The following is a 23,769-nucleotide window of genomic DNA, read 5'->3' as shown; positions in this document are numbered from 1 at the left end:
TAAGACGCATCTGAATTGCGTTTATCAGCGGCTGGGAAGGATTCCGGCGCTTATGCACTTTACTCGGGAAGAGGGAGTAAAGCGTGGAGAAAAAAAGGAGATAATGTAAATAACGGTAGGAGAAACACGCAATATTGCCATCCTTGCCGTTAAAAACGTCATTAAGACAATTTTATTGCAATCAAGGACCTGACCGCTGGGGTTCCCGGAAAGTCATCAGGACTCACTTTAGAGCAGGAGCAAGGCATGGAAATTAACCCGGTATTTGCCCGTCGTCTTTATCTGTGCTGGTTAATCAGCCACAGCGAACGGCCAAACGTCCCGCGGCTGATGGAATTGACCGGCTGGCCGCGTCGCACCCTGCAAGACGTGTTGAAAGCCTTGCCGGGCTTGGGAGTGACATTGCAGTTTGTTCAGCAGGGCGTGCGCAATAACGACGGTTTTTACCAGTTGGAAAGCTGGGGGCCGATCAACAAGAGCTGGGTTCACCAGCACCATCAGGCGCTGCTTGCCGCCATCGAATAAACCCTCCCCGGCATGCCGGGGAAGCGTTATTGACTCCGGTGTTCCAGATACATCACCGTCGCGGCCACGCGTGAACGAACGTCCAGTTTGCGCAGCATGTTGCGGATGTGCACCTTCACCGTCTCTTCAGAAATGTGCAGTTGCGCCGCCACCTGCTTATTCGACAGGCCACGCGCCACTTCCTGCAATACGTCCAGCTCGCGTTCGGTCAGCTCGGCAAAGGGATTGTGTTGTTCGCTGCGGGATAACAGATAGTCCGCTACCGCATCGCTGATCACGTTTTGCCCTTCTGCGGCTGCGCGAATATGTTCCAACAGCTGTTCCGGTTCGCTGTCTTTCAGCAGGTAACCGTCGGCACCGGCGTCGATAAGCGCATAAACGTCGTTGCGCGAGTCTGATACCGTCAGCACGATGATCCGAGCATCGACGCCTTCATTGCGCAGCGCTTTCAGCGTGTCCAGACCGGACAAACCTTTCATATTCAAATCGAGCAGGATCACGTCCGGTGTCTGCTGCAACGCGAAAGTGATGGCTTCGTTGCCGTTGCTGGCTTCGGCTACCACGTTGAACAGCGGATCCAGCCCCAGCAGTTGCTTGATGCCTCGGCGCATCAGCGGGTGGTCGTCGACGATCATCACTCGGTAATTCTTCATCACCATGAAATATGCTCCCTGTAGCGAGTAAAGCCACTCAAACGCGCTGTCCAGCACGCTTCACAGTGGGACTGACTCTTATAAAATAGTGGTAATTGGCGCCACGAACATCCTGAAATGACCTTCGGGCTTCGCTAAACCGTAACGAAGGGTGAACAGTCCTGGTTTTATGGCGGAAACGTCAGGCGGACTTCCGTGCCGTCTGGCTCTCCCCGCTGGATGCGCAGCGTTCCTCCCAGCCGCGCAGCGCGCTCGCTCATGATGGTCAGCCCGTAGTGACCTTCAGGTTCATTCAGGCTGGCAATGCCACAGCCATCGTCAGCGATGCTGATCCTGTTGTCACCCTCGGCCGTGACCTCACAACGAATCACGATCTCCCGCGCATCGGCATGTTTGATGGCATTGAGCACAGCTTCACGCACAATTTGCAGCGCATGCACCTGCTGCTGAGCATTGAGCGCCTGGGAAGAAAGCCGACAGTGTAACTGAATCCGTGCGCCGGTAAGAACCTTTAATGGCGCCAACAATTGGTTCAGCGCAGTGTTCAAATCGGCCTCCTGAATATTCAGGCGGAAGGTGGTCAACAGCTCTCGCAGTTGGCGGTAAGCATCGGCCAGGGCCCGATCAAAATCGGCGATAATCTCTTGCGCATCGGGAGCACTGCCTGCCAGCGTGCGTTTGAGCAAGGTGAGCTGAATGCGTAAAAACGACAGGGCCTGTGCCAGAGAGTCGTGCAGCTCCCGGGCGATGGTGGCTCGTTCTTCCATCAGCAAGAACTGCATGTGCTGTTTCTGGGCGCGGTTAAAATAAACCCCACGACTCAGCATGTTGGCCACGCTCTGCATCAGGTGTGGGTGCGGCGGGTGTTCCTGATATTGCCAGCTCAGTTCCCCCAGCGGTTTGTCGCCCTGGATGATGGTCAACGATTGCCAGTCCAGCGTCGACGAAGGCAGACCACTGTGCAACTGCCATTCGCTGAGGCTGTCCGCCACTTTTAAGCGGATGCAGTGCAAATCTTCACTTTGACGCACGATATGCAGGATTTTCTCGAAGGCCTGCTGATCTATCTGCCGCACGCTCAGCGCCTGCGAGCAGCTGTACAGCACCTCCAGCGTCTTGTTCGCCTGCTGCAGGCGCTGGGTTTTCACCTGCACTTTCTGCTCCAGCGACTGGTAAAGTTTGGCCAGGTCTCCGGACATGGCGGTAAAGGCCTGCGACAGCACGCCCAGTTCGTTCGGCAGTGCGGTATCCAGCGGGGGATGGTTAAAGTCGCGTTGTTGCACGCGCTGGCTGGCGTCCACCAGGTGCTTGAGCGGCGTCACCACCTGTCGGCGCATAAAACGGATGCAAAACAGCACCAGGCCGATGATGGCGATATAGCCTACTACGCTGATGGTGGCGACGATGGTCAGTTTCAGCTCGGAATAACGCTGCAGCGCCAACACGAAATGGTCAATCTGGTTCACATAGCCGGCAACGTTGGCCTGATAATCTGCCGATTGGCCGGTCCGGATCTGCTGTGCCAGCGGTTGCCAGGCGTGCTGCAGCGACAGGTATTTTTCCTGCACGTCCGCGGGCACGTAAAAACGATCGAGCTTTTGCAATGCCGGGGCCTGCAGAGACTCCTGATACTGCAACAGGTGGTGTTCCAGCTCCGGGGCGGGGCGGGTGAGATCATAGGCCAGCCGGTAGCTCTGCATGCGCAGTGAACCGGCGATGTTGACCGCTTCGGCATCGCGCAGGCTGTCCGCGACGGTAGTCAGCGCCAACCCGGTAGAGAGCACGGACAGAATCACAATGCAAAACAGCGCCTTGGCCAGGCTGCTGGTCACTGAACGTTTAACAAGCAATCCTCTATCCTTCTCTCACAGGCAATGGGCATTGCCGGGTTTCATTCGAAAGCAAAATTATAACTTTTGCAACTAAAATGCGCGGCATTGTGCGCCAGGTCGTTCACCGCAGCGGTAAGCAGCCTACGTTATATAATCAGCTAGATAGCGTTTGACGGCAGATCGGCGGCGAAAACCTCGCGGCCCCCATTAATAGATTGATCTGGCGCAAGCTACCCCCGTATTTACCCCTTTAGGGGGATTATATACCCCCCGCGCTCCCCTTATCTTACCCCCGTCTTTCTCAGGGGTTTATACCTGTCAGCATGATGAAACCCATTGGGCGCAGCAGCAACAATAACAATACAAAAACAGGTTCTATTTACACGCGATGCCGTGTTTGCAATGTCAAGGATAACCAGCATGACCATATTGTCGCGACGCAAACTGCTCGGAGGACAATGGCGTCAGCCAACCGCTGCGATCCGCCCCCCGTGGTCGCGGCAACAATCCCTTTTTATTACCGATTGCACCCGCTGTCAGGCCTGCGTTCGCGCCTGTGACACCGGGGTGCTCATCAGCGGCAGCGGCGGTTTTCCCGAAATCGATTTCCAACGAGCGGAGTGCACGTTTTGCGGGCGTTGTGCGCAGGCCTGCGCGGAACCCGTGTTTCGTCCACTGACGGAAACCCCCTGGCGGCACTATGCGGTATTCGGTACTGCCTGCCTGGCACAACGGGGCGTGGAGTGCCGCAGCTGTCAGGACAACTGCGAGCCCCAGGCGATCCGCTTTCGGCCCCGCTTAGGCGAAATGGCGCAGCCGATGCTGGATGTGGCAGCCTGCAACGGCTGTGGCGCCTGCGTCGCCGGTTGCCCGACCGGTGCCGTCACCTTAACCCAGAGCGAAAATAATAATGATGAATAGCGAATGGCATGTCAGCGGTCTGGTCGTGCAGGCGAGACCGGAAAGCTTTCCCCAACTCGTCACGGCCTTACTGGCGATCGCTGACACGGAAATTCCGGCGCAGGATCAGCAGAACGGCAAGCTGGTGGTAGTGATGCAGGCGGCATGCTCGCAAGGGCTGCTGGAAAAAATTGAGTCGGTGCGCAATCTGGAAGGCGTGCTGGCGGTATCGCTGGTTTATCACCAGCAGGACACTCAAGGTGAGGTAACGCCATGAAACTCAGTCGTCGAGACTTCATGAAAGCTAATGCCGCGGTAGCCGCTGCGGCCGCCGCCGGGCTGACTATTCCCACGGTGGCACAGGCGGTGGCGGGCAGTGCTGACGCTATTAAATGGGACAAGGCTCCCTGCCGTTTCTGCGGCACCGGCTGCGGGGTGCTGGTCGGCACTCAGAATGGCCGTATCGTTGCCTCGCAGGGCGATCCGGACGCGGCGGTCAACCGTGGGTTGAGCTGCATCAAAGGCTATTTCCTGCCAAAAATCATGTACGGAAAAGACCGACTGACTCAGCCGCTGCTGCGCATGAAAGACGGCCAGTACCATAAGGAAGGCGAATTTACCCCGATCAGTTGGCAACAGGCTTTCGACGTCATGGCCGACAAGTTCAAGCAGGCTTTGAAAGAGAAGGGCCCAGAAGCGGTCGGCATGTTTGGTTCCGGCCAGTGGACGGTGTGGGAAGGCTACGCCGCTGCCAAGCTGCTCAAGGCCGGGCTGCGTTCCAATAACCTGGATCCGAACGCACGCCACTGCATGGCGTCGGCGGTGGTGGGCTTTATGCGCACTTTCGGCATGGACGAACCTATGGGGTGCTATGACGATATCGAGCAGGCGGACGCCTTCGTGCTGTGGGGCTCCAACATGGCCGAGATGCACCCGATCCTGTGGTCGCGCATTACCGACCGTCGCCTGAGCAACGAGCACGTCAATGTCTCGGTGTTGTCCACCTTCGAGCACCGCAGCTTCGAGCTGGCGGACAACGGCATGGTGTTCACGCCGCAGACCGATTTGGCGATCATGAACTACATCGCCAACTACATCATTCAAAACAACGCGGTGGATCAGGACTTCCTGAATCGGCACGTCAACTTCCGCCGCGGCGCGACGGATATCGGCTACGGCTTGCGTCCGACCCACCCGCTGGAAAAAAAGGCGAAAAACCCGGGTTCAGATGCCTCCGAGCCGATGAGTTTCGAAGAGTACAAAGCCTTCGTGGCGGAATACACGCTGGAAAAAACGGCCCAAATGAGCGGCGTGCCGGAAGACCAGTTGGAAGCGCTGGCGAAGCTGTATGCCGACCCGAACATCAAGGTGGTGTCGTACTGGACCATGGGCTTCAACCAGCATACGCGCGGCGTGTGGGCCAATAACCTGTGCTACAACCTGCATCTGCTGACCGGCAAGATCTCCAAACCCGGCTGCGGGCCGTTCTCCCTGACCGGCCAGCCTTCTGCGTGCGGTACCGCGCGTGAGGTCGGGACTTTCTCTCACCGTCTGCCGGCTGACATGGTGGTCACCAACGAGAAGCACCGCCAAATCGCCGAACAGAAATGGCTACTGCCGGCCGGCACCATCCCGGCGAAAGTCGGTTTGCATGCGGTGGCTCAAGACCGTGCGCTGAAAGACGGCAAGCTGAACGCTTACTGGGTGATGTGTAACAACAACATGCAGGCCGGGCCGAACATCAATGAAGAAAGGATGCCGGGCTGGCGCGATCCGCGCAACTTTGTGGTGGTGTCCGATCCCTACCCGACCGTCAGCGCGTTGGCCGCCGATCTGATCCTGCCGACCGCCATGTGGGTGGAGAAAGAGGGCGCCTATGGTAATGCGGAGCGTCGTACTCAGTTCTGGCGCCAGCAGGTGAAAGCGCCGGGTGAGGCGAAATCCGATCTGTGGCAACTGGTGGAGTTCTCCAAACGCTTCAAGGTTGAGGAAGTGTGGCCGGCCGATCTGCTGGCGCAAAAACCGGAGTATCGCGGTAAAACGCTGTACGACGTGCTGTTCGCCAACGGCCAGGTCAATAAGTATCCACTGTCGGAAATCCCGGCGGACCAGCTCAACGATGAGGCGCGGGAAGTCGGTTTCTATCTGCAGAAAGGCCTGTTTGAGGAATATGCCGGTTTCGGGCGTGGTCACGGTCACGATTTGGCGCCGTTCGACAGCTACCACCAGGCGCGTGGTCTGCGTTGGCCGGTGGTGGACGGCAAAGAAACGCTGTGGCGCTACCGCGAAGGAACGGATCCGTACGTGAAAGCGGGCGAAGCGGTGCGTTTCTACGGTAAACCTGACGGCAAGGCGGTGATCTTTGCGCTGCCGTTTGAACCGGCGGCGGAAAGTCCGGACGGCGAATACGATCTTTGGCTTTCCACTGGCCGGGTGCTGGAACATTGGCACACCGGCACCATGACCCGACGGGTACCGGAACTGCATCGCGCCTTCCCGCAGGCGGTGCTGTTCATCCATCCGCTCGATGCCAAAAGCCGTGGCCTGCGACGTGGCGACAAGGTCAAGGTGCTGTCGCGTCGTGGTGAAGTGCTCAGCTCTGTCGAAACCCGCGGCCGTAACCGCCCGCCAAGAGGGCTGGTGTACATGCCGTTCTTCGATGCGGCACAGTTGGTGAACAACCTGACGCTGGACGCCACCGATCCGCTTTCTAAAGAAGTCGACTTCAAGAAATGTGCCGTGAAGTTGCAGAAGGTGTGAGGCTGACCCATGGCCAATGAAGACCCCATTTTATTACCCGGGAGCCAAATAAAAATGAAAAGCCCTGTTATGAAAAAGACGCTTGCCCTGTGGGTGACCTTATTGTCGCTGGCGTTCGCCGGTCTGGCGTTTGCCGCGGGTGATGTTGATCTCAGCAAGTCCCCGGAAGTGTCCGCCTCGGTCGGCGGGCCGATTTCGATGCCGAAACAGCAGGAACGTATGGCGCTGAACTACGTCAATCAGCCGCCGATGATCCCGCACAGCGTTGACGGTTACCAGATCAGCAAGAACACCAACCGTTGCCTGCAGTGCCACGGGGTGGAGCACTACCGCACCACCGGCGCACCACGCATCAGCCCGACGCACTTTATGGATCGGGACGGCAAGGTGCTGAGCGATGTCGCGCCGCGTCGCTACTTCTGCCTGCAGTGCCACGTACCGCAAACCGACGCGGCGCCGATTGTCGGCAATGACTTCCAGCCCATGCCGGGCTTTGGGCGCTAAGCGGGGGAGCTATGAGCGAACGCAAACACACCACGACTGAGAAAAAGCCCGGCCTGCTGTTGCGGCTATGGCGCTGGTGGCGCAGGCCGAGCCGCCTGGCGTTGGGCACGCTGCTGTTGCTGGGCTTTGGCGCCGGGATTATCTTCTGGGGCGGTTTCAATACCGGCATGGAGGCGGCAAATACCGAACAGTTCTGTATCGGCTGCCATGAAATGCGTGAAAACGTCTACGAGGAGTACATGGGCACGGTTCATTACAACAACCGCAGCGGCGTGCGTGCGACCTGTCCTGATTGCCATGTGCCTCATGAATGGGCGCCGAAAATGCTGCGCAAGATAAAGGCCAGCAAGGAGCTGTACGCCAAGGCGTTCGGCCTGATCGACACGCCGCAGAAGTTTGACCAGCATCGGCTGGCGATGGCGAGCAACGAATGGGCGCGAATGAAGGCCAACGATTCGCAGGAGTGCCGTAACTGTCACAACTTCGAATATATGGACTTTACCGCACAGAAAACCGTGGCGGCGAAGATGCACGACAAGGCGGTAACGGAAGGCAAGACCTGTATCGATTGCCACAAGGGGATTGCGCACAAGCTGCCGGACATGCGCGACGTTCCTAACGGGTTCTAAACCCTTTGCGGCCAAAAGCCCCGTTTCTCTCCATGAGTCACGGGGCTTTTTGTTGCAAATCCATTGCCCCTTTGGCGTTTAATCGCGGTATCATTTTTGCGTTTCAGCTAACGGAAAAGAAGAAGGGTTCATGTCGGCGAAAATTGAGAATGTGAAGAAAGAGCTGCTTTCGGATAACTGGTATGTCCTGCACAAATATACTTTTGATCTGAAGCGTAAGGATGGCGGCTCCGTTCAGCAGATGCGCGAAGTCTACGATCGTGGCAATGGCGCAACCATTTTGCTGTACAACCGTGCCAAAGGGACCGTGGTGCTGACCAATCAGTTCCGCATGCCGACCTACGTGAATGGCAACGACAGTGGCATGCTGTTAGAGGCTTGTGCCGGCTTGTTGGATGCCGATTCTCCAGAGCAATGCGCGCGTCGCGAAGCGGTGGAAGAAACCGGTTTTCAGGTCGGTGACGTGAAGAAGATTTTCGAAGCCTATATGTCGCCGGGCGGCGTGACCGAGATCGTCCATTTCTTTATTGCCGAGTACCATGACGACGAGCGCAATGCGGCCGGCGGCGGTATCGAAGACGAAGATATTGAGGTGGTAGAACTGCCCTTTACCGAAGCGGTGGCGATGATTGCCGACGGCCGTATTAAAGACGGCAAGACCATCATGCTGCTGCAGTACCTGCAAATTCATCGGATTATGGGCTGATGCCGATGGATCATCTCGCCGGCGAACGGCGAGGTGATCCCAGGTTCGCTAGCCATGCTTGTGGGCGTTAGGCGGGCCCGTCGGGATTTTTTGTGGCATCGTCGGCATGTACAAGGAATGACAGAGCCGCTTATTGTTTAATTGCTTGCTTCTCCTCAACTCACCTGGCGTGGTCTTTAGCTGTTTCTTGAATATTCGGGTAAAAACCTGCTGAGAGTCAAAGCCATAGTCTAGTGCGATATCCATGATTTTTCTGTCGGTGAATCTTAGTGCGATCGCCGCCTCGGTGACTCGTCGCATTCTGATATATTGGGCAATGGTCAGTCCGGCATGCAATTTGAAAAGCCGCTGAATGTGAAATCGACTGTAGCCGGATTTCTTGGCAATCGTCTCTATATCCAGCTCTGCGCCCAAATTGCTTTCTATCCATTTAAGCATGTCATTAATAAAAATCTGCATATTAATTGCCATGGAAAACTCCTTTTATTGCATCGGCTTTTTGGGGGGCATGCTTTGTTACGTGGGTGAAAGGCCTCTGATTTATAAAAAGAACGCTGGCAGCGTGTGGGATGGGCTCCTGATATCATTCCGGCTGACAGGGAAAGATGCCGTCGAACAGGAGATCGATTTCATTAGGGGTTAACAGGGATGAAATATCGGCGCCGCTGACATACCAGTAGGACAGGGAGTGAAAACTGTTTTCTTTGAACAGGGTGTCCAACGTGCTGGTAGCGATGGTGATCGGGACGTAAACCAGGTTGTTCTTTATCATGGCGTGCAGCTTATGTTGCCCTAAAATCAAACCCAGTTTGAATGCATAGTGAATGATGGCATCCGAATGGGCGCAAAGCAGGCGCTGCAGGTTAATCACCATAATGTCGTGCGAGATGACCTTCACGATAACGGAGTTTTTCGTCTCTTCATCCCAGATTAAAATGTCTCCGTCCGCCAGCGCGCTGTTGGGGGGCATAAACACGGCCAGCCTCAGCCCATCATGGGTGGATTGTTGATGACATTCCTTTTCCAACTGCGCCGCGTCCAGAATAAGGTAGTCTGGCGTGGTTCCGCGGATCTTGTCTTGCCACTCTTTGTTCTGATTTATGTTTCCAAGTGTTTCACTGATAATAATCATGACGCCTCCCTCATGTTGGATGTAAATATCCCTATGTCATTTCTCGGGTGATTCTAAATGCGGAAGGAAACATTTTTGTCTTATGCTTTTTTATTTTATTCCTTTGCGGTTTTAAAATAGGAATGAAAATTACACGCTATAATCGTATCGTTCAATCTATTAATTTTTATCTTTTGATCGGTCAAATCTATCGGCGCTATCGATCGAAAAATAATTATCAATAGTTACTGTCTATTGAATTATTCTGAATTTATTTTTAAATTATTGATTATATTCGGTGTTTTTATTTTGTTGCTTAAATGTATGCGAATTATCTTAAGAAGCACAGACTCATTGGTTATATGAGATGTTTACCTATATTCCGTTTTGCAATAAAAATAATAGCATTAAAAATCAATAAATCTCCCTGAAACTAATTTCCTAATAAACTATCGCGGAGGTTATTTTGTTTTAATTATGCCATTGTGATGGGGTGACGCCGTTTAAAATAAAACAAAGGTATAAGCTACCCGATTGTAGTTAACTCAATCGAGGGTGGTGGAATATAGAATTTAAAGCGAACAGCTGCCCAAATGAAAAAGCCCGGCAAGGTGCCGGGCTGGGGTAACGCGACGCGAGATGCCTTATTTCAGCAGTGCTTGCGCCTTGGCCACCACGTTATCCACGGTGAAGCCGAACTCTTTGAACAGCTGCTCCGCCGGTGCCGACTCACCAAAGGTGGTCATGCCCACGATAGCCCCGTTCAGGCCCACGTACTTGTACCAGTAGTCCGCGATACCCGCTTCCACCGCCACACGGGCCGTCACCGCCGCCGGCAGCACGGATTCACGGTAAGCCGCGTCCTGCTTGTCGAAGGCGTCGGTAGACGGCATCGACACCACGCGCACCTGGGTGCCCGCCGCGCTCAGCTTGTCTGCCGCTTCCACGGTGATGCCCACTTCCGAACCGGTGGCAATCAGGATGACGTCCGGCGTACCGGCACAGTCCTTCAGCACGTAGCCGCCGCGGTAGACGTTGGCCAGCTGCTCCGCGGTACGCGGCTGCTGGGTCAGGTTCTGACGCGAGAAAATCAGCGTGGTCGGGCCGTCGTTGCGCTCGATGCCGTACTGCCAGGCAATCGCCGATTCCACCTGGTCACACGGACGCCAGGTGCTCATGTTCGGGGTCACGCGCAGGCTGGCAATCTGCTCAACCGGCTGGTGCGTCGGGCCATCTTCGCCCAGACCGATGGAGTCATGGGTGTAGACGAACACGTTGCGGATTTTCATCAGCGCCGCCATGCGCACCGCGTTACGGGCGTATTCCACGAACATCAGGAAGGTCGCGGAGTACGGCAGGAAGCCGCCGTGCAGCGCGATGCCGTTGGTGATGGCGGTCATGCCGAACTCGCGCACGCCGTAGTGGATGTAGTTACCCGCCGGGTCTACGTTCAGCGCTTTCGAGCCGGACCACATGGTCAGGTTGCTTGGCGCCAGGTCAGCGGAGCCGCCGAGGAACTCAGGCAGCACCTTGCCGAAGGCTTCCAGCGCGTTCTGTGAGGCCTTGCGGCTGGCGATGTTGGCCGGGTTGGCCTGCAGCTGCTCGACGAAGGCTTTGGCGTCGGCTTTCCAGCTGGCCGGCAGTTCGCCGTTCATGCGGCGTTTGAACTCGGCAGCCAGTTCCGGGAAGGCCTTGGCGTAGGCAGCGAACTTGTCGTTCCAGGCCGCTTCTTTCGCCTTGCCGGCTTCTTTGGCATCCCACTGGGCATAGATGTCCTGCGGGATTTCGAAGGCGGCGTATTTCCAGCCCAGAGCTTCGCGGGTGGCAGCCACTTCGGCGGCGCCCAGCGCAGCACCGTGCACATCGTGGGTACCGGCCTTGTTCGGGGAGCCGAAGCCAATCACGGTTTTGCACATCAGCAGGGACGGCTTGTCGGTGACCTTGCGGGCTTCTTCAATCGCGGCCTTGATGGCGTCAGGGTTGTGACCGTCCACGTGACGCACCACGTGCCAGCCGTAAGCTTCAAAGCGCTCGGCGGTGTTGTCGGTGAACCAGCCTTCCACGTGACCGTCGATGGAGATGCCGTTGTCATCGTAGAACGCGGTCAGTTTGCCAAGCTTGAGGGTACCGGCCAGGGAACAGACTTCGTGAGAGATGCCTTCCATCATGCAGCCGTCGCCCATAAAGGCATAGGTGTGGTGGTCAACGACGTCATGGCCCGGGCGGTTGAACTGCGCGGCCAGGGTACGTTCGGCAATGGCGAAGCCGACGGCGTTGGCGATGCCCTGACCCAGCGGGCCGGTGGTGGTTTCCACGCCTGGGGTGTAGCCGTATTCCGGGTGACCCGGAGTTTTGGAGTGCAGCTGGCGGAAGTTTTCCAGCTCGCTCATCGGCAGGTCGTAGCCGGTGAGGTGCAACAGGCTGTAAATCAGCATGGAGCCATGGCCGTTGGAGAGGACGAAGCGGTCACGGTCAGCCCAGTGCGGGTTGGTCGGGTTGTGGTTCAGGTAGTCACGCCACAGGACTTCGGCGATGTCCGCCATGCCCATAGGTGCACCCGGGTGGCCGGAATTTGCTTTTTGTACGGCGTCCATGCTGAGTGCGCGGATGGCGTTGGCAAGCTCTTTACGAGAGGACATGTTTTACTCCAGAGTGATTACAGTTCAGCGACCAGCATGTCTTCCAGCTTTTGCTGGTCAACGGCGAACAGGCGGATACCTTCGGCCAGTTTTTCAACGGCCATGGCGTCCTGATTATGCAGCCAACGGAATTCGGCTTCGGCCAGCGGGGCAGGCTGGTGGAAGGCTTCGGTGGATGGCGTCAGTTTGCGTTCTACCGGTTGCTCGCTTTGTTTGAGCTGTTCCAGCAGGTTCGGCGCGATAGTCAGACGATCGCAACCGGCCAGGGCCAGGATCTGCTCTACCTTACGGAAGCTGGCACCCATGATCACGGTCTGATAGCGGTGCTGCTTGTAGTATTCATAAATGTTGCGCACCGATTTCACGCCCGGATCCTGCTCTGCGTCATAGTCTGCGGCAGGCTGTTTGGCCTGATACCAGTCATAGATACGGCCGACGAACGGGGAAATCAGGAACACGCCGGCTTCGGCACAGGCGCGGGCCTGGGCGAAGGAGAACAGCAGCGTCAGGTTGGTGTTGATGCCTTCTTTTTCCAGTTCCTCGGCGGCTTTGATGCCTTCCCAGGTGGAGGCCAGCTTGATCAGAATACGCGATTTATCAATACCTTGTTCCTGATACAGGCCGATCAGCTTGCGCGCCTTGGCTACGCACATGCCACGGTCGAAGGACAGGCGGGCGTCCACTTCGGTGGAAATGCGCCCCGGCACGCTTTTGAGAATTTCGACGCCGATGTTGACCGCCAGTTTGTCGCTGGCGTTGATCAGCTGGGTTTCTTTATTGCCGCCTTGCTGGCGGGCATAGTTCAGGGCTTCGAGGATCAGTGGCTTATATTGAGGCAGCGCAGCAGCTTTCAGGATCAGGGAAGGGTTGGTGGTGGCGTCTTGCGGTTCGAACTGGCGGATGGATTCGATATCGCCGCTGTCGGCTACCACCGTGGTTAGCTGCTTGAGTGCGTCTAATTGGTTCATTAATAAGCTCCTTGACCAAACGTCAATGTAGGGAAATGAGAACGTTTTTCATCGTAGGCTGAACACACTGCATCAGATGTCCGATGATTAAAATGCGCTTTTTCTGATTGTTGCGATGGATAAGAACAATGGATCCCGAAACGAGCCAGGCAGGGCGCGGTTTTGCAGCCGCTTACCGCACCTGGGAAGGCGCTGTCAGTATGGGCTGAGCGAGGGGAAAAAGATGTGGCATAGCGCACTTGCAATAAAAAAGGGTTCAGCACCTGGCTGAACCCTGTGGTATTTCCCTTCCTTATTATTTGGTCAAGTTAACGTCAATCGCCTGATAGAAGGCATTGGTCGTGTCTGCTACATCCCACACGGCGAGGATCACGTGCGAACCGCTACGGTCTGCCGGTATGTTGCACTGGTGGGTGACCTGCGCGGCGGGAATGGCGCCACCGTCGTTCTGTTGACAGAACGGCGTCAGGTCAAAGGACGCACGGGTCAGCGGCTGCGACGCGTCCCAGTTCGGCTTGGTAATGAAATAACGCCAGCTGGTGGTGCTGTGGCGGGCGGTCAGTCTCCAGGTGAAGGAGTTGGCGCCGGTGTGCAGATTGATCTTGTTCCAACGGGTTGGCGTTTGCTGATCCAGTTCGAAGAAGGTGGATTTGTCGGCGCTGGCGATATGCCCATCAGCCGGGCCCGCCAGCGGGAAGCCTTTCAGCCCTTCAACGCTCTGCGGCTCATATTGCACGCTGCCGCATTGGGTATTGAGCTGCAGTTTGCACTGATAAGAGCGGCTGGCCGGTGTTTCGACGTAGCCGTGGGCGGCTGCCTGTTGCGATACGCCAAACAGCGCGGCGCTCAGCAGGCCAAGAGACATAAGGGTACGGGAAGTATTGTTCATAAGTCACTCCTGACTGAAGTTGTATTGTAAGTTGGGATTATTTTCACCGACGAAACGAGAGGTTATTAAAAAATTAAAAACATCATTCCCGGCGGCTTGTTTTATTTTTACCCTTAGTCTCGGCTGTCAGGGTGGAATGTTTTATAGGCTATTAACTAAAATTATTATGATGATTGTCTTTTATTTCTTGATTGAATTTATTTAAACGCTACTGTCTAAAAAAACGGCGTCATGATGAATTTTATTTAAAGTATTGATGAATAGTCTTTCAGATGATGCGCTGCAATATAGAGTATATTGCTTGTGGTTTTGCTTACTCTTGTGTGACTTGAACGACTTTTACGCGCCAACCACTTGGGAATTTAGTGTCATTTTTTTCTTATTTTATGTCAAAGAGGAATTTGTATGACTAGATTATCCCTGGATGCGATTAAAATAATCAGCACCATCAAAAGTACCGGCTCATTCTCAATGGCGGCGGAGGCGTTGCATAAAACCCCTTCGGCGATATCTTACCGGGTTTCCAATATTGAAAGTAAACTCTGCGTGAAACTTTTTCATCGTAATGGCCCGATGATTACCCTGACGGATGAAGGGGAATTCCTGCTGCAGGAAGGGAGCTGGATTTTAAATGCGGTACAGGATCTGGAGAGTAGGGTAAGAAACATCCCAAAGTTCGATAATAATATCCGCATCGTGGTTGATAATTTCTTTCCGCTGGAAACGCTCACCCAGGATATCCGCGACTATATCCAGCACAGCCCGAACGCCAACATTTCCGTGCAGCGTGAAGCGCTCAATGGCACCTGGGATGCGTTGAAGAACAACCGGGCGGATTTGATTATCGCCATCGGCCAGATCCCGGACAGCGTGCAGGCCAAGACGCTGATGCTCGGCAAGCTGAATTTTGTTCTGTGCGTTTCACCTTCTCATCCCTTTGCGGCGCAGAAAAAGCCGGTGGATAAAAACCAGCGCTTGAACGATATCGTGGTGGGCATTGCCGACAGTAGCCACGAGCTGCCCAAGCGTAACCACGGCGCCATGCCGTTGCAGCGCCAACTGATGGTATGCGACGTCGAGAGCAAATTGGCGCTGTTGAAGCGGGGTATCGGGCACGGCTTTTTGCCGCCGGCGCTGATAGAAAAAGAGTTGGCCAGCGGCGAGTTGGTGACGGTGCCCGTCGATATGCAAAAAGGCGATGAAATGATTTGGCTGGCCTGGCATCCGGCCAGCAAAGGGGCCGGTTTTAGCTGGTGGCATGAGCGGCTGACGCGCAAGAGCGATGTCTTCAGCCTGATGGGGCGGGAAGTGATACGTGATGGGGGTTATCCTTGGTGTAACAACTGAGGGAGTGACCACGAAGGGATGCGAAAATTAAACTTTTAAAACAGTAAAAACCCCGTCGCCATCAGCCACGGGGTTTTTTTATGTCGTCGCTTACCGTTACGCCACGCGACCCACTTTCAGCCAAGCGGTATCGGAGCCTGGCACGGACGTGATATAGCCCCACTTGGCCTGCCAGACATAGCCCTGATAGGACACCAGTGCTCCCTGATTATAGGTGGTGCCGGCAACGTAGGCCGGGGCGCTCATGACGGGCAGATTACCTGGACCGACGCCGGTATAGCGCAAGCCGGTGCCCATATCCAACTGGCTGTCGTCATAGTCCGGTGCGTTGAAGTAACGGTCCAGCGAGGCCAACAGATCGCCATTGCGGTTGTCCTGACCCAGGTGCCAGAACATCACGCCGCCCAACTGCTGTTGTTTGATGTACTTCGCCTTGTACTTGAAACTTTCGGCGTCGTCATAGGTGACGAACAGGCCCTTGGCCGCGTGGTACAGGTATGGCGTTTTGGTTTTATCGTTCCACAGGCGCTGATAGCCATAGTTGCCCAACAGCATTTGCTCCAGTTGGCGGTAAGAGGCGATGCGCGGATCCTTGTCGCGGACGCACTCTTCGCAGCCGACCAGCCAGTAATCGGTACCAGGGAAGGGATCTTCCCCCGGCGTGCTGTGGTTGCTGTACTGGCCGCCGTTAGTGGCGCTGACGCCTTTGAACGCCCGGCCATAGAACGGCACGCCCATGACGATTTTGCTGCTCGGCACGCCTTCCAGCATCAGATGTTGCTGTACGGCGGCGTCTACCGTCAGGCTGAACGGGCTGGGGAAGGCGCGGGTCAATTCTTCCCAACTCCAGCCGAGATTGGCTTCACGCAGCGCGTTATAGAAGGTTGGTCCGGCGCTGTCGCCAAACAACCCCGCCTGATGGTTGGTGATTTTCTCCCATGGACCGGCCAGATCGTAAGTCATCAGGTTAATGTAATCGAGTGAGGCGACGATCTGCGGCAGCTTGCTGTAGTAACGCGACAGGAAGAACGCGCCGCCGGCACCGGCAATGGTCAGTTGATAAGGCAGCGCCTGGCGGCCGTCGGTCTGGGTCTGCTGATTGAGCAGGGTGCGGATTTCCTGTAGCGCGGCGACAAAACCGTCGACCTCGCTGCTCTGCGGGTATTCCCAGTCAATGTCTACACCGTCAAAGCCATAGTCTTTCATGATGCGGACGCAGGATTGGGCAAATTTGGTTCGTGCCGCCGGGGTTTTGACCGCGTTGACATAGTTGGCGTGGGACACCCCCAGATCGTTGGAGTAATACCAGCCGCCGATGGAGAACATGATGCGCAGATTCGGGTTATGCGCCTTCAGCGCAGTCAACCGGCTAACCACATCGCGCGCCTTGGCATCGTTGGTTTCCGGATCCCAGGCGCACTCTAGATTGCTGTTGATGTCGAGGAACGAGAAATTAATGTGGGTCAGTTGCCTGGCCTTGGCCGGTGTAATATTGGACACCGGGAAAGGTACGATTGAAGTATCGGACTCGGTATAGTGATTAATTTGGTTGGTAGGAATGAAATAATAACCAATAACGGCTTTACGTTCTGACATGGTATTTCTCCAGAGTTAAGGTTTTTGTCATTGAGAGTGAATCTCCCGCCGCTATTAATGTTTATTTCCCGAGGAAAGAGAAGTCGAAAAAAATCACAGTAAAGATGAATTTTTTATCGACCCATGCCGTTATTTGATTGGCGGCTGTTGTGTCAGGGTTGAGCGTGAATGAATTTGACTTTAGAGGCTGTATTTATTCATTTGCTTTGTTATAGCATCCTTCACTAGATTCTGAAGGTACCGATATTTCACCGGCCGTGATTGGCGTTTAATTAAAATAAAATAGGAGTGTAGCTATGTCCAGCTTAGAGCCAGACGCTGTTGGCTTAATTATCCAGCGAGCATGTGAATATCTTCAGCCGGTGATGAATGCCATTTTGGCAGGCCTCATGGCGTTATTACACGGAGCGTATCGCAATGTCGGTATGCGGCGGCGGTTATTAAATGCAGCTATGTGCGCATTATTGGCTTGGACGGTACGCGATGCGCTGGCGCTGACCGGACTGGAATTAAAATGGGCGAACCTTGCCAGCGTACTGATTGGTTTCCTTGGGGCTGATTATATCAGCGCATTAATTAAAAGATTCATTGGCAAAAAAACGGGGCTTAAAAATGATAAATGAAATTGAAGACATTCGTTTTACCGCACGCAGCGAGACGAATTTACTGGGCGTCCACCCGGATCTGGTGCGGGTGATGCGGCTGGCGCTGCATTATTCGCTGGTGCCTTTTTCCATCACCGAAGGGCGGCGCAGCATGGCGCGTCAGCGTGACCTGGTGCGCGGTGGGCAAAGCCAGACGCTGAAAAGCCGCCATTTGACCGGCCACGCGGTGGACGTGGTGGCCATGCCGGCGGGCGTGGTGTCCTGGGAGTGGGATTACTACGCGCAAATCGCGGTGGCGGTCCGTCGCGCAGCGCGAGAGTGTGCGGTTACCGTTGAGTGGGGCGGGGAATGGAAGACGCTGAAGGACGGGCCGCACTTCCAGCTTTCCTTCAGGGATTACCCCGCATGAGCGGCTGGCTGAACAGATTGGCGCAGGGCGGATTGCTGCTGCTGTTGTTGGTAGCCATCTGCCTTGGCGGCTATAGCTCGCTGTTGTCGCACCGGCTGGAGCTGGCGCGGCAGCAGGCGGGAGAGCAGCAAAAGACCCTGGCGCAGCAAGCGGGGTTGATTGCCACGCTGCAAACCCAGGATGCACAGAATCGCGCGCTGATGGCAGCCCAACAGCAGCAGGAGCAGCAGCTGCGGCAGCAAAGCGATGTTTATCAGAGGAAATACCGTGAAGCGATTAAAAATGACGCCTGCGCTGGGCAGCCTATGCCTGGCGCTGTTATTGAGCTCCTGCGCCCAACCGCCGCAGCCGGCAGTACCGGTGGTGCTGTTACCCCCTGAAACGGTGTTTATCCCTTGTGAACAACCGCAGCTGCCGGGCAATACCTGGGGGGATGCGCTGAGTTATACCCTGGCGCTACAAACCTCGTTACAAATTTGCGCAGGCCGTGTGGCCACGCTGAATGCCTGGCGCGCCAAACTGCCGCCGCACTGACGGCAGTGTTTTTCTTCTTCGTCCTGTGGTACTTCTTTTTTTACTTTTATAAAACTATTTCGATCAAGGTTATGGCCCGCTTCAAAGTTTGTGACGTTTCTCTCACTATACTTAAAGGCTGTGCCCTGCCATTGTACGTGAGCGCCGCTGGCGGTCATTTGGACGCGCAGCAAGGCGCGGGTCGTGAGGTTTGGTGGGCCAAATAAGCGACTCGTAACACAGATGCGCGTTCAAATGGCCCCAGCCCTTCGGGTCGCGCCCCAAAAGCCCGTACTCCGCGTTGTCGGGTTTGAACATAGGCCCGCTATGCTCTGCTCCCTCCGCCTTGATTACGGGCTTTTGGGTCTGCGACGGCGCCACGGACAATGACAGGACGCAGCCTCATAGCCCCATAGCTTTACAAGCCTTACCTCAACATAAAAGCAAAAAGCATAGGAACCTACAATGGACGAACAGCTCAAACAGAGTGCGCTTGATTTCCACCAATATCCGGTCCCAGGGAAGATCCAGGTATCCCCCACCAAACCACTGGCAACGCAACGCGATCTGGCGCTGGCCTATTCGCCGGGCGTCGCGGCACCTTGTCTGGAAATTGCTGCCGATCCGCTGGCGGCCTACAAATATACCGCGCGCGGTAACCTGGTGGCGGTGATTTCCAACGGTACGGCCGTGCTGGGCCTGGGCAATATCGGTGCGCTGGCCGGTAAGCCGGTGATGGAAGGGAAAGGCGTCCTGTTCAAGAAGTTTTCCGGTATCGACGTGTTTGATATCGAAGTCGATGAGCTAAACCCTGACAAGCTGATCGACATCATCGCCGCGCTGGAGCCGACATTTGGCGGGATTAACCTGGAAGACATCAAGGCGCCGGAGTGTTTCTACATCGAGCAGAAACTGCGCGAGCGCATGAAGATCCCCGTCTTCCACGACGATCAGCACGGTACTGCGATCATCACCACTGCCGCAGTGTTGAATGGCCTGCGGGTAGTGAAAAAGAATATTTCCGACGTGCGGCTGGTGGTTTCCGGTGCCGGTGCTGCGTCGATCGCCTGTCTGAACCTGCTGGTGGCCCTGGGGCTACGCCAGCAGAACATTACCGTCTGCGACTCCAAAGGGGTGATCTACAAAGGCCGTGACGCCAATATGGAGCAGACCAAGGCGGCTTATGCGATTGAAGATAACGGCCAGCGCACGCTGGGTGACGCTATCCCTAACGCCGATATTTTCCTCGGTTGTTCCGGCCCGGGTGTCTTGACTCAGGATATGGTGAAAACCATGGCCAAGGATCCGTTGATCATGGCGCTGGCCAACCCGGAACCGGAAATCCTGCCGCCGCTGGCGAAAGCCGTGCGCCCGGACGCCATTATCTGTACCGGCCGTTCCGACTACCCGAACCAGGTAAACAACGTGCTGTGCTTCCCGTTCATCTTCCGCGGTGCGCTGGACGTAGGGGCGACCACCATTAACGAAGAGATGAAGCTGGCCTGCGTGCATGCGATTGCCGATCTGGCGCTGGCCGAGCAAAGCGACGTGGTGGCATCGGCCTATGGGGATCAGGATCTGTCATTTGGCCCTGAATACATCATTCCCAAACCTTTCGACCCGCGCCTGATTGTTAAAATTGCTCCGGCAGTGGCCAAGGCCGCGATGGAGTCTGGCGTGGCGACGCGTCCGATCGAAGACTTCGATGCCTATATCGAGAAACTGTCTGAATTCGTCTACAAAACCAACCTGTTCATGAAGCCGATCTTTGCCCAGGCGAAGAAGGAAATGAAGCGGGTGGTGATGGCGGAAGGCGAAGAGGAAAGGGTACTGCACGCCACTCAGGAATTGGTGTCGCAAGGCTTGGCCTATCCGATTCTGGTAGGGCGCCCGAGCGTGATCGAAATGCGCCTGAAAAAACTCGGTCTGCAGCTGACGCCGGGTAAAGATTTTGAAGTGGTGAACAACGAGTCCGACCCGCGTTTCAATGAATACTGGGGCGAGTACTACCAGATCATGAAACGCCGAGGCGTTTCGCAGGAGCAGGCGCGCCGAGCGGTGATCGGCAACCCGACGCTGATTGCCGCCATCATGCTGCATCGTGGCGAGGCGGATGCGATGATCTGCGGCACCATCGGCAGCTATCACGAGCACTACGACGTGGTCGAAAAAGTGTTTGGCTTCCGTGAGGGCGCCCATGTCGCCGGGGCGATGAACGCGCTGCTGCTGCCAAGCGGCAACACCTTTATCGCCGATACCTATGTCAATGACGATCCGACGCCTGAGCAACTGGCGGAAATCACCCTGATGGCGGCGGAAACCGTGCGTCGCTTCGGCATTGAGCCGAAGGTCGCGTTGCTGTCCCATTCCAGCTTTGGTTCTTCCGATAACCCGGCGGCCTGCAAGATGCGTAAAACGCTTGAGCTGGTGAACCAGATGGCACCGGAGCTGGAAATTGACGGCGAGATGCACGGTGATGCCGCGTTGGTTGAAAGTATTCGTAATGATCTGATGCCGGACAGTCCGCTGAAAGGCTCGGCCAACGTGCTGATCATGCCGAACATGGAAGCGGCGCGTATCAGCTACAACCTGCTGCGCGTGTCCTCTTCCGAAGGGGTTACCGTAGGGCCGGTGCTGATGGGAGTAGCGAAACCGGTACACATCCTGACGCCAATCGCCTCGGTGCGCCGCATCGTCAACATGGTGGCGCTGGCGGTTGTGGAAGCACAGACCGAACCGTTATAAGCCTTTGGCATTAAACCGCCCCCTGACGCCTTGGCGCAGGGGGCTTTTTTATGCCTTGCAGAGTGCCGCGATCTGGCGAATATCCTTTGGCGTAGTCCGGCAGCAGCCGCCAATCAGCCGTGCGCCGATGCGTTGCCATTCTCCTACCTGATCAATCAGGCTGCCGTGCTCACCGCCGCAGGCGTGCCAGGTTTTGCTCACCGCGTCGTAATGCTCGCCTGAGTTTGGGTAGACCAACAGCGGTTTGTCAGTCAGCGCGGCAAACTGGCGCAGCGCCGGGGCCACATTTTCCAGCGCAATGCAGTTGATGCCAATCGCCAACGCCTGCGGATTGCCGTGCAGCGCTGCCAGCACCTGCGTCAGCGGCGTGCCGTCGCTGAGGTGTTGGCTGTCTCGCAGGGTGAAGGCGAACCAGGCGCCGAGCGTCGGGAATTCTTGCAACACAGCAAGCAGCGCCTGCAGCTCGCTGAACGAGGGCAGGGTTTCACAGGCCAGCAGGTCTACGCCGGCCTCGGCCAACGCACGGATCCGTGGGCGGTGGAAGGCGATCATTTCTTCCTGCGGCAATGCGTAATCGCCGCGATATTCAGACCCGTCGGCGAGATAAGCGCCATAGGGGCCGATTGAGCCGGCGACCAGCAAGGGCGTTGCCTGTGGGTGCTGAGCCAGATAGTCGCGGCGCGCCTGCTGCGCCAGGTGCACGCTTTTGGCGATCAGCGCCAGTGATTGAGCTTGATCCAGACCGCGGCGCAAAAAGCCCTGCGGCGTGGCCTGATAGCTGGCGGTGATGGCGCACTGCGCCCCCGCGTTGAAATAGTCGAGATGAACCTGATAAATCAGCTCGGGGTTTTCGATCAGCACCTTGGCCGACCATAGGGGATCGCTGAGGTCACAGCCGCGAGCCTCCAGTTCGGTCGCCAGCGCGCCGTCAAGAATCAGCGTGCCGTGGGTGGCCAACAGCGTGGCGATGGGGTTGTTAACCGACATGATTTTCTCCCAAAGATGTTTTTTGCCCGCTGCGGCGGGTCAGATAATAGGCGGCGTAGCACAGCGCGACGAACGGCAGCCCGCAGTAAAGCGCGATGCGCTGCTCCGGATCGAACGCCAGTCCGATACAGGCCAGCAGGCACAGGGAAAAGCCGACGATCGGCGTTAACGGATAACCCGGCGCGCGGTATTTCAGGCCGGCGATCGGCTGGCCGCTGCGCAGATAGTGGCGGCGGAAAGCGTAGTGTGAGGCGCAGATGCTCAACCAAACCGCCACCACCGCAAAGCCGGAAATGGCCGACAGGGCGACAAACACCGTGTCCGGCGCAATCACGCTGGTTAACAGCGCCAGTACGCCGCCAAGCATGCTGAAGGTCAGCGCATTGATCGGAATGCCGCGTTTATTGACGCGAGAAAAATAGGCCGGCAGGGTGCGCTGATTAGCCAGCGACCACAGCATGCGGCCCGAAGCGTACAGGCCTGAGTTGGCGGCCGACAGGATGGCAGTCAGGATGACGAAGTTGAAGATATCGGCGGCATAGGGCACGCCGATACGTTCAAACACCAGCACAAACGGGCTTTTGACTATCCCGGCCTGATCCATCGGGATCAGTGCAGCCAAAATAAACACCGTACCGATAAAGAACAGCATCAGGCGGATCACCGTGGTGCGTATCGCCCAGGGCACCACCTTTTCCGGGTTTTCGGTTTCGCCTGCGGCAATGCCGATAAGCTCCGTGCCGGAGAAAGCGAAGTTGACCGCCACCATCGTCATCAGGATTGGCAAGGTGCCGTTGGGCAGCCAGCCTGAGGCGGTCAGGTTATGCAGGAAGGGGGCCGGGGTGCCGTCTTTCATCGGCAGCAGGCCAAACATGGCTGCGCCGCCGAGGATAATAAACGCCAGAATAGTGATCACCTTGATCAACGAGAACCAGAATTCGCTCTCCGCAAAGAAGCGAGTGGTGACTACGTTGAGCAGGAAAATGGCCGCGCAGAAGATCAAACACCACAGCCAAACCGGCGACTGCGGGAACCAATACTGCATGCAGAAACCGGCGGCGGTCAGGCTGGAACCGAGTGCGACTGTCCAGGTGAGCCAATAGAGCCAGGCCACGGTATAACCGGTCGCCGGACCAAGGTAGCGGGAGGCGTAAACGTGGAAGGCGCCGGTTTCCGGCATCGCCACCGAAAGCTCGCCCAGGCACAGCATGACCAGATAGACCACCAGTGCGCCAATCAGATAGGCCAGCAGGGTACCCAGGGCGCCGGTAGTGGAAATGATATAGCCGGTGTTGAAAAACAGCCCGGTGCCGATCACGCCACCCAGCGACAGCATCACCAGGTGCCGGGCCTTCATGGTGCGTTTGAATTGCCCTTCGGCGGGAACAGGTGAGTGCATGGTATTTTACCCGTATAGACGTCTAAGCTGCTAAATGGCTATTGGTTATACC

General features: G+C 56.2%; 23 protein-coding genes. 13 read left to right on the top strand and 10 right to left on the bottom strand.

The annotated features are described in order from the left end of the window. Nucleotides 1–246: 246 nt before the first annotated feature. Nucleotides 247–525 (top strand): winged helix-turn-helix domain-containing protein, encoded by a 279-nt coding sequence (locus tag LQ945_RS06875; protein WP_269935476.1) that lies wholly within the window; start codon nt 247–249, stop codon nt 523–525. Nucleotides 526–551: 26 nt separating this feature from the next. Here the strand turns inward: LQ945_RS06875 and narL are convergent, their stop codons facing one another. Both narL and narQ read right to left on the bottom strand, forming a co-directional pair. Beyond that, nucleotides 552–1,184, bottom strand: coding sequence for a two-component system response regulator NarL (narL, locus tag LQ945_RS06870; RefSeq protein ID WP_044554677.1), 633 nt, complete (start codon nt 1,182–1,184; stop codon nt 552–554). A 161-nt stretch (nt 1,185–1,345) separates the two neighbouring features. After that, a complete protein-coding gene (gene narQ / locus LQ945_RS06865; protein WP_270102563.1) occupies nt 1,346–3,028 on the bottom strand; it encodes a nitrate/nitrite two-component system sensor histidine kinase NarQ in 1,683 nt (560 codons plus the stop codon). 402 nt (nt 3,029–3,430) lie between these two features. On the opposite strand from narQ, the gene napF reads away from it, so the two are divergent. The 6 genes from napF (at nt 3,431) to nudK (ending at nt 8,509) form a co-directional block, all read left to right on the top strand. After that, a complete protein-coding gene (gene napF / locus LQ945_RS06860; protein WP_270102562.1) occupies nt 3,431–3,931 on the top strand; it encodes a ferredoxin-type protein NapF in 501 nt (166 codons plus the stop codon). Continuing rightward, entirely contained in the window at nt 3,921–4,187 is a 267-nt protein-coding gene (napD, locus tag LQ945_RS06855) for a chaperone NapD (protein WP_044554680.1), read from the top strand. Before napF ends, napD begins: the two co-directional genes overlap by 11 nt. Continuing rightward, nucleotides 4,184–6,670 carry a nitrate reductase catalytic subunit NapA gene (gene napA, locus LQ945_RS06850; protein WP_270102561.1) on the top strand — a complete coding sequence of 829 codons (2,487 nt, stop codon included), beginning with the start codon at nt 4,184–4,186 and terminating at the stop codon, nt 6,668–6,670. Before napD ends, napA begins: the two co-directional genes overlap by 4 nt. A 54-nt stretch (nt 6,671–6,724) precedes the next feature. Then, nucleotides 6,725–7,174, top strand: coding sequence for a nitrate reductase cytochrome c-type subunit (gene napB / locus LQ945_RS06845; RefSeq protein WP_041414810.1), 450 nt, complete (start codon nt 6,725–6,727; stop codon nt 7,172–7,174). A gap of 11 nt (nt 7,175–7,185) precedes the next feature. Further along, on the top strand, nt 7,186–7,803 hold the full coding sequence (napC, locus tag LQ945_RS06840) for a cytochrome c-type protein NapC (RefSeq protein WP_020828029.1): 618 nt from the start codon (nt 7,186–7,188) through the stop codon (nt 7,801–7,803). 130 nt (nt 7,804–7,933) lie between these two features. Further along, complete coding sequence (gene nudK, locus LQ945_RS06835) at nt 7,934–8,509, top strand: GDP-mannose pyrophosphatase NudK (RefSeq protein ID WP_044554682.1); 576 nt, start codon at nt 7,934–7,936, stop codon at nt 8,507–8,509. Between the two features lie 48 nt (nt 8,510–8,557). Here the strand turns inward: nudK and LQ945_RS06830 are convergent, their stop codons facing one another. The 5 genes from LQ945_RS06830 to LQ945_RS06810 all read right to left on the bottom strand — a co-directional run bounded on the left by LQ945_RS06830 (nt 8,558) and on the right by LQ945_RS06810 (nt 14,116). After that, a complete protein-coding gene (locus LQ945_RS06830) occupies nt 8,558–8,980 on the bottom strand; it encodes a helix-turn-helix domain-containing protein (protein WP_044554683.1) in 423 nt (140 codons plus the stop codon). Between the two features lie 112 nt (nt 8,981–9,092). Beyond that, nucleotides 9,093–9,641 carry an urease accessory protein UreE gene (ureE, locus tag LQ945_RS06825; RefSeq protein WP_269935480.1) on the bottom strand — a complete coding sequence of 183 codons (549 nt, stop codon included), beginning with the start codon at nt 9,639–9,641 and terminating at the stop codon, nt 9,093–9,095. A gap of 623 nt (nt 9,642–10,264) precedes the next feature. Then, nucleotides 10,265–12,259 carry a transketolase gene (gene tkt / locus LQ945_RS06820; RefSeq protein WP_270102560.1) on the bottom strand — a complete coding sequence of 665 codons (1,995 nt, stop codon included), beginning with the start codon at nt 12,257–12,259 and terminating at the stop codon, nt 10,265–10,267. Nucleotides 12,260–12,276: 17 nt separating this feature from the next. Further along, nucleotides 12,277–13,227 (bottom strand): transaldolase, encoded by a 951-nt coding sequence (gene tal, locus LQ945_RS06815; RefSeq protein WP_044552812.1) that lies wholly within the window; start codon nt 13,225–13,227, stop codon nt 12,277–12,279. 295 nt (nt 13,228–13,522) lie between these two features. After that, on the bottom strand, nt 13,523–14,116 hold the full coding sequence (locus LQ945_RS06810; RefSeq protein WP_262240850.1) for a lytic polysaccharide monooxygenase: 594 nt from the start codon (nt 14,114–14,116) through the stop codon (nt 13,523–13,525). Between the two features lie 405 nt (nt 14,117–14,521). Here LQ945_RS06810 and LQ945_RS06805 point away from each other — a divergent pair, with 405 nt between their 5' ends. Next, complete coding sequence (locus LQ945_RS06805; RefSeq protein ID WP_182824414.1) at nt 14,522–15,463, top strand: LysR family transcriptional regulator; 942 nt, start codon at nt 14,522–14,524, stop codon at nt 15,461–15,463. A gap of 96 nt (nt 15,464–15,559) precedes the next feature. Here the strand turns inward: LQ945_RS06805 and LQ945_RS06800 are convergent, their stop codons facing one another. Continuing rightward, nucleotides 15,560–17,059, bottom strand: a complete 1,500-nt coding sequence (locus LQ945_RS06800; RefSeq protein WP_270102559.1) for a glycosyl hydrolase family 18 protein — start codon at nt 17,057–17,059, stop codon at nt 15,560–15,562. Between the two features lie 296 nt (nt 17,060–17,355). Here LQ945_RS06800 and LQ945_RS06795 point away from each other — a divergent pair, with 296 nt between their 5' ends. The 5 genes from LQ945_RS06795 (at nt 17,356) to maeB (ending at nt 21,331) form a co-directional block, all read left to right on the top strand. Then, complete coding sequence (locus tag LQ945_RS06795; protein ID WP_044552806.1) at nt 17,356–17,682, top strand: phage holin, lambda family; 327 nt, start codon at nt 17,356–17,358, stop codon at nt 17,680–17,682. Continuing rightward, entirely contained in the window at nt 17,672–18,073 is a 402-nt protein-coding gene (locus tag LQ945_RS06790) for a M15 family metallopeptidase (protein ID WP_269936165.1), read from the top strand. The genes LQ945_RS06795 and LQ945_RS06790 overlap by 11 nt, the downstream gene beginning before the upstream one ends. Next, nucleotides 18,070–18,453, top strand: coding sequence for a DUF2570 family protein (locus tag LQ945_RS06785; RefSeq protein WP_044552803.1), 384 nt, complete (start codon nt 18,070–18,072; stop codon nt 18,451–18,453). The genes LQ945_RS06790 and LQ945_RS06785 overlap by 4 nt, the downstream gene beginning before the upstream one ends. Beyond that, nucleotides 18,437–18,607 carry a hypothetical protein gene (gene lysC / locus LQ945_RS06780; protein ID WP_182824496.1) on the top strand — a complete coding sequence of 57 codons (171 nt, stop codon included), beginning with the start codon at nt 18,437–18,439 and terminating at the stop codon, nt 18,605–18,607. Before LQ945_RS06785 ends, lysC begins: the two co-directional genes overlap by 17 nt. 444 nt (nt 18,608–19,051) lie before the next feature. Further along, nucleotides 19,052–21,331, top strand: coding sequence for an NADP-dependent oxaloacetate-decarboxylating malate dehydrogenase (gene maeB, locus LQ945_RS06775; protein ID WP_262240847.1), 2,280 nt, complete (start codon nt 19,052–19,054; stop codon nt 21,329–21,331). 48 nt (nt 21,332–21,379) lie between these two features. Here the strand turns inward: maeB and mmuM are convergent, their stop codons facing one another. After that, nucleotides 21,380–22,318 carry a homocysteine S-methyltransferase gene (mmuM, locus tag LQ945_RS06770; protein ID WP_270102558.1) on the bottom strand — a complete coding sequence of 313 codons (939 nt, stop codon included), beginning with the start codon at nt 22,316–22,318 and terminating at the stop codon, nt 21,380–21,382. Beyond that, the gene (gene mmuP / locus LQ945_RS06765; RefSeq protein WP_270102557.1) at nt 22,308–23,717 is read right to left on the bottom strand and encodes an S-methylmethionine permease; all 1,410 of its coding nucleotides are present in this window, start codon (nt 23,715–23,717) and stop codon (nt 22,308–22,310) included. The genes mmuM and mmuP overlap by 11 nt, the downstream gene beginning before the upstream one ends. Nucleotides 23,718–23,769 lie beyond the last annotated feature (52 nt).

Source organism: Serratia liquefaciens (genome assembly GCF_027594825.1).
GTDB lineage: Bacteria > Pseudomonadota > Gammaproteobacteria > Enterobacterales > Enterobacteriaceae > Serratia > Serratia liquefaciens_A.
The sequence above is the reverse complement of the archived record's forward strand: the minus strand, read 5'-3'. Positions and strand labels throughout refer to the sequence as shown.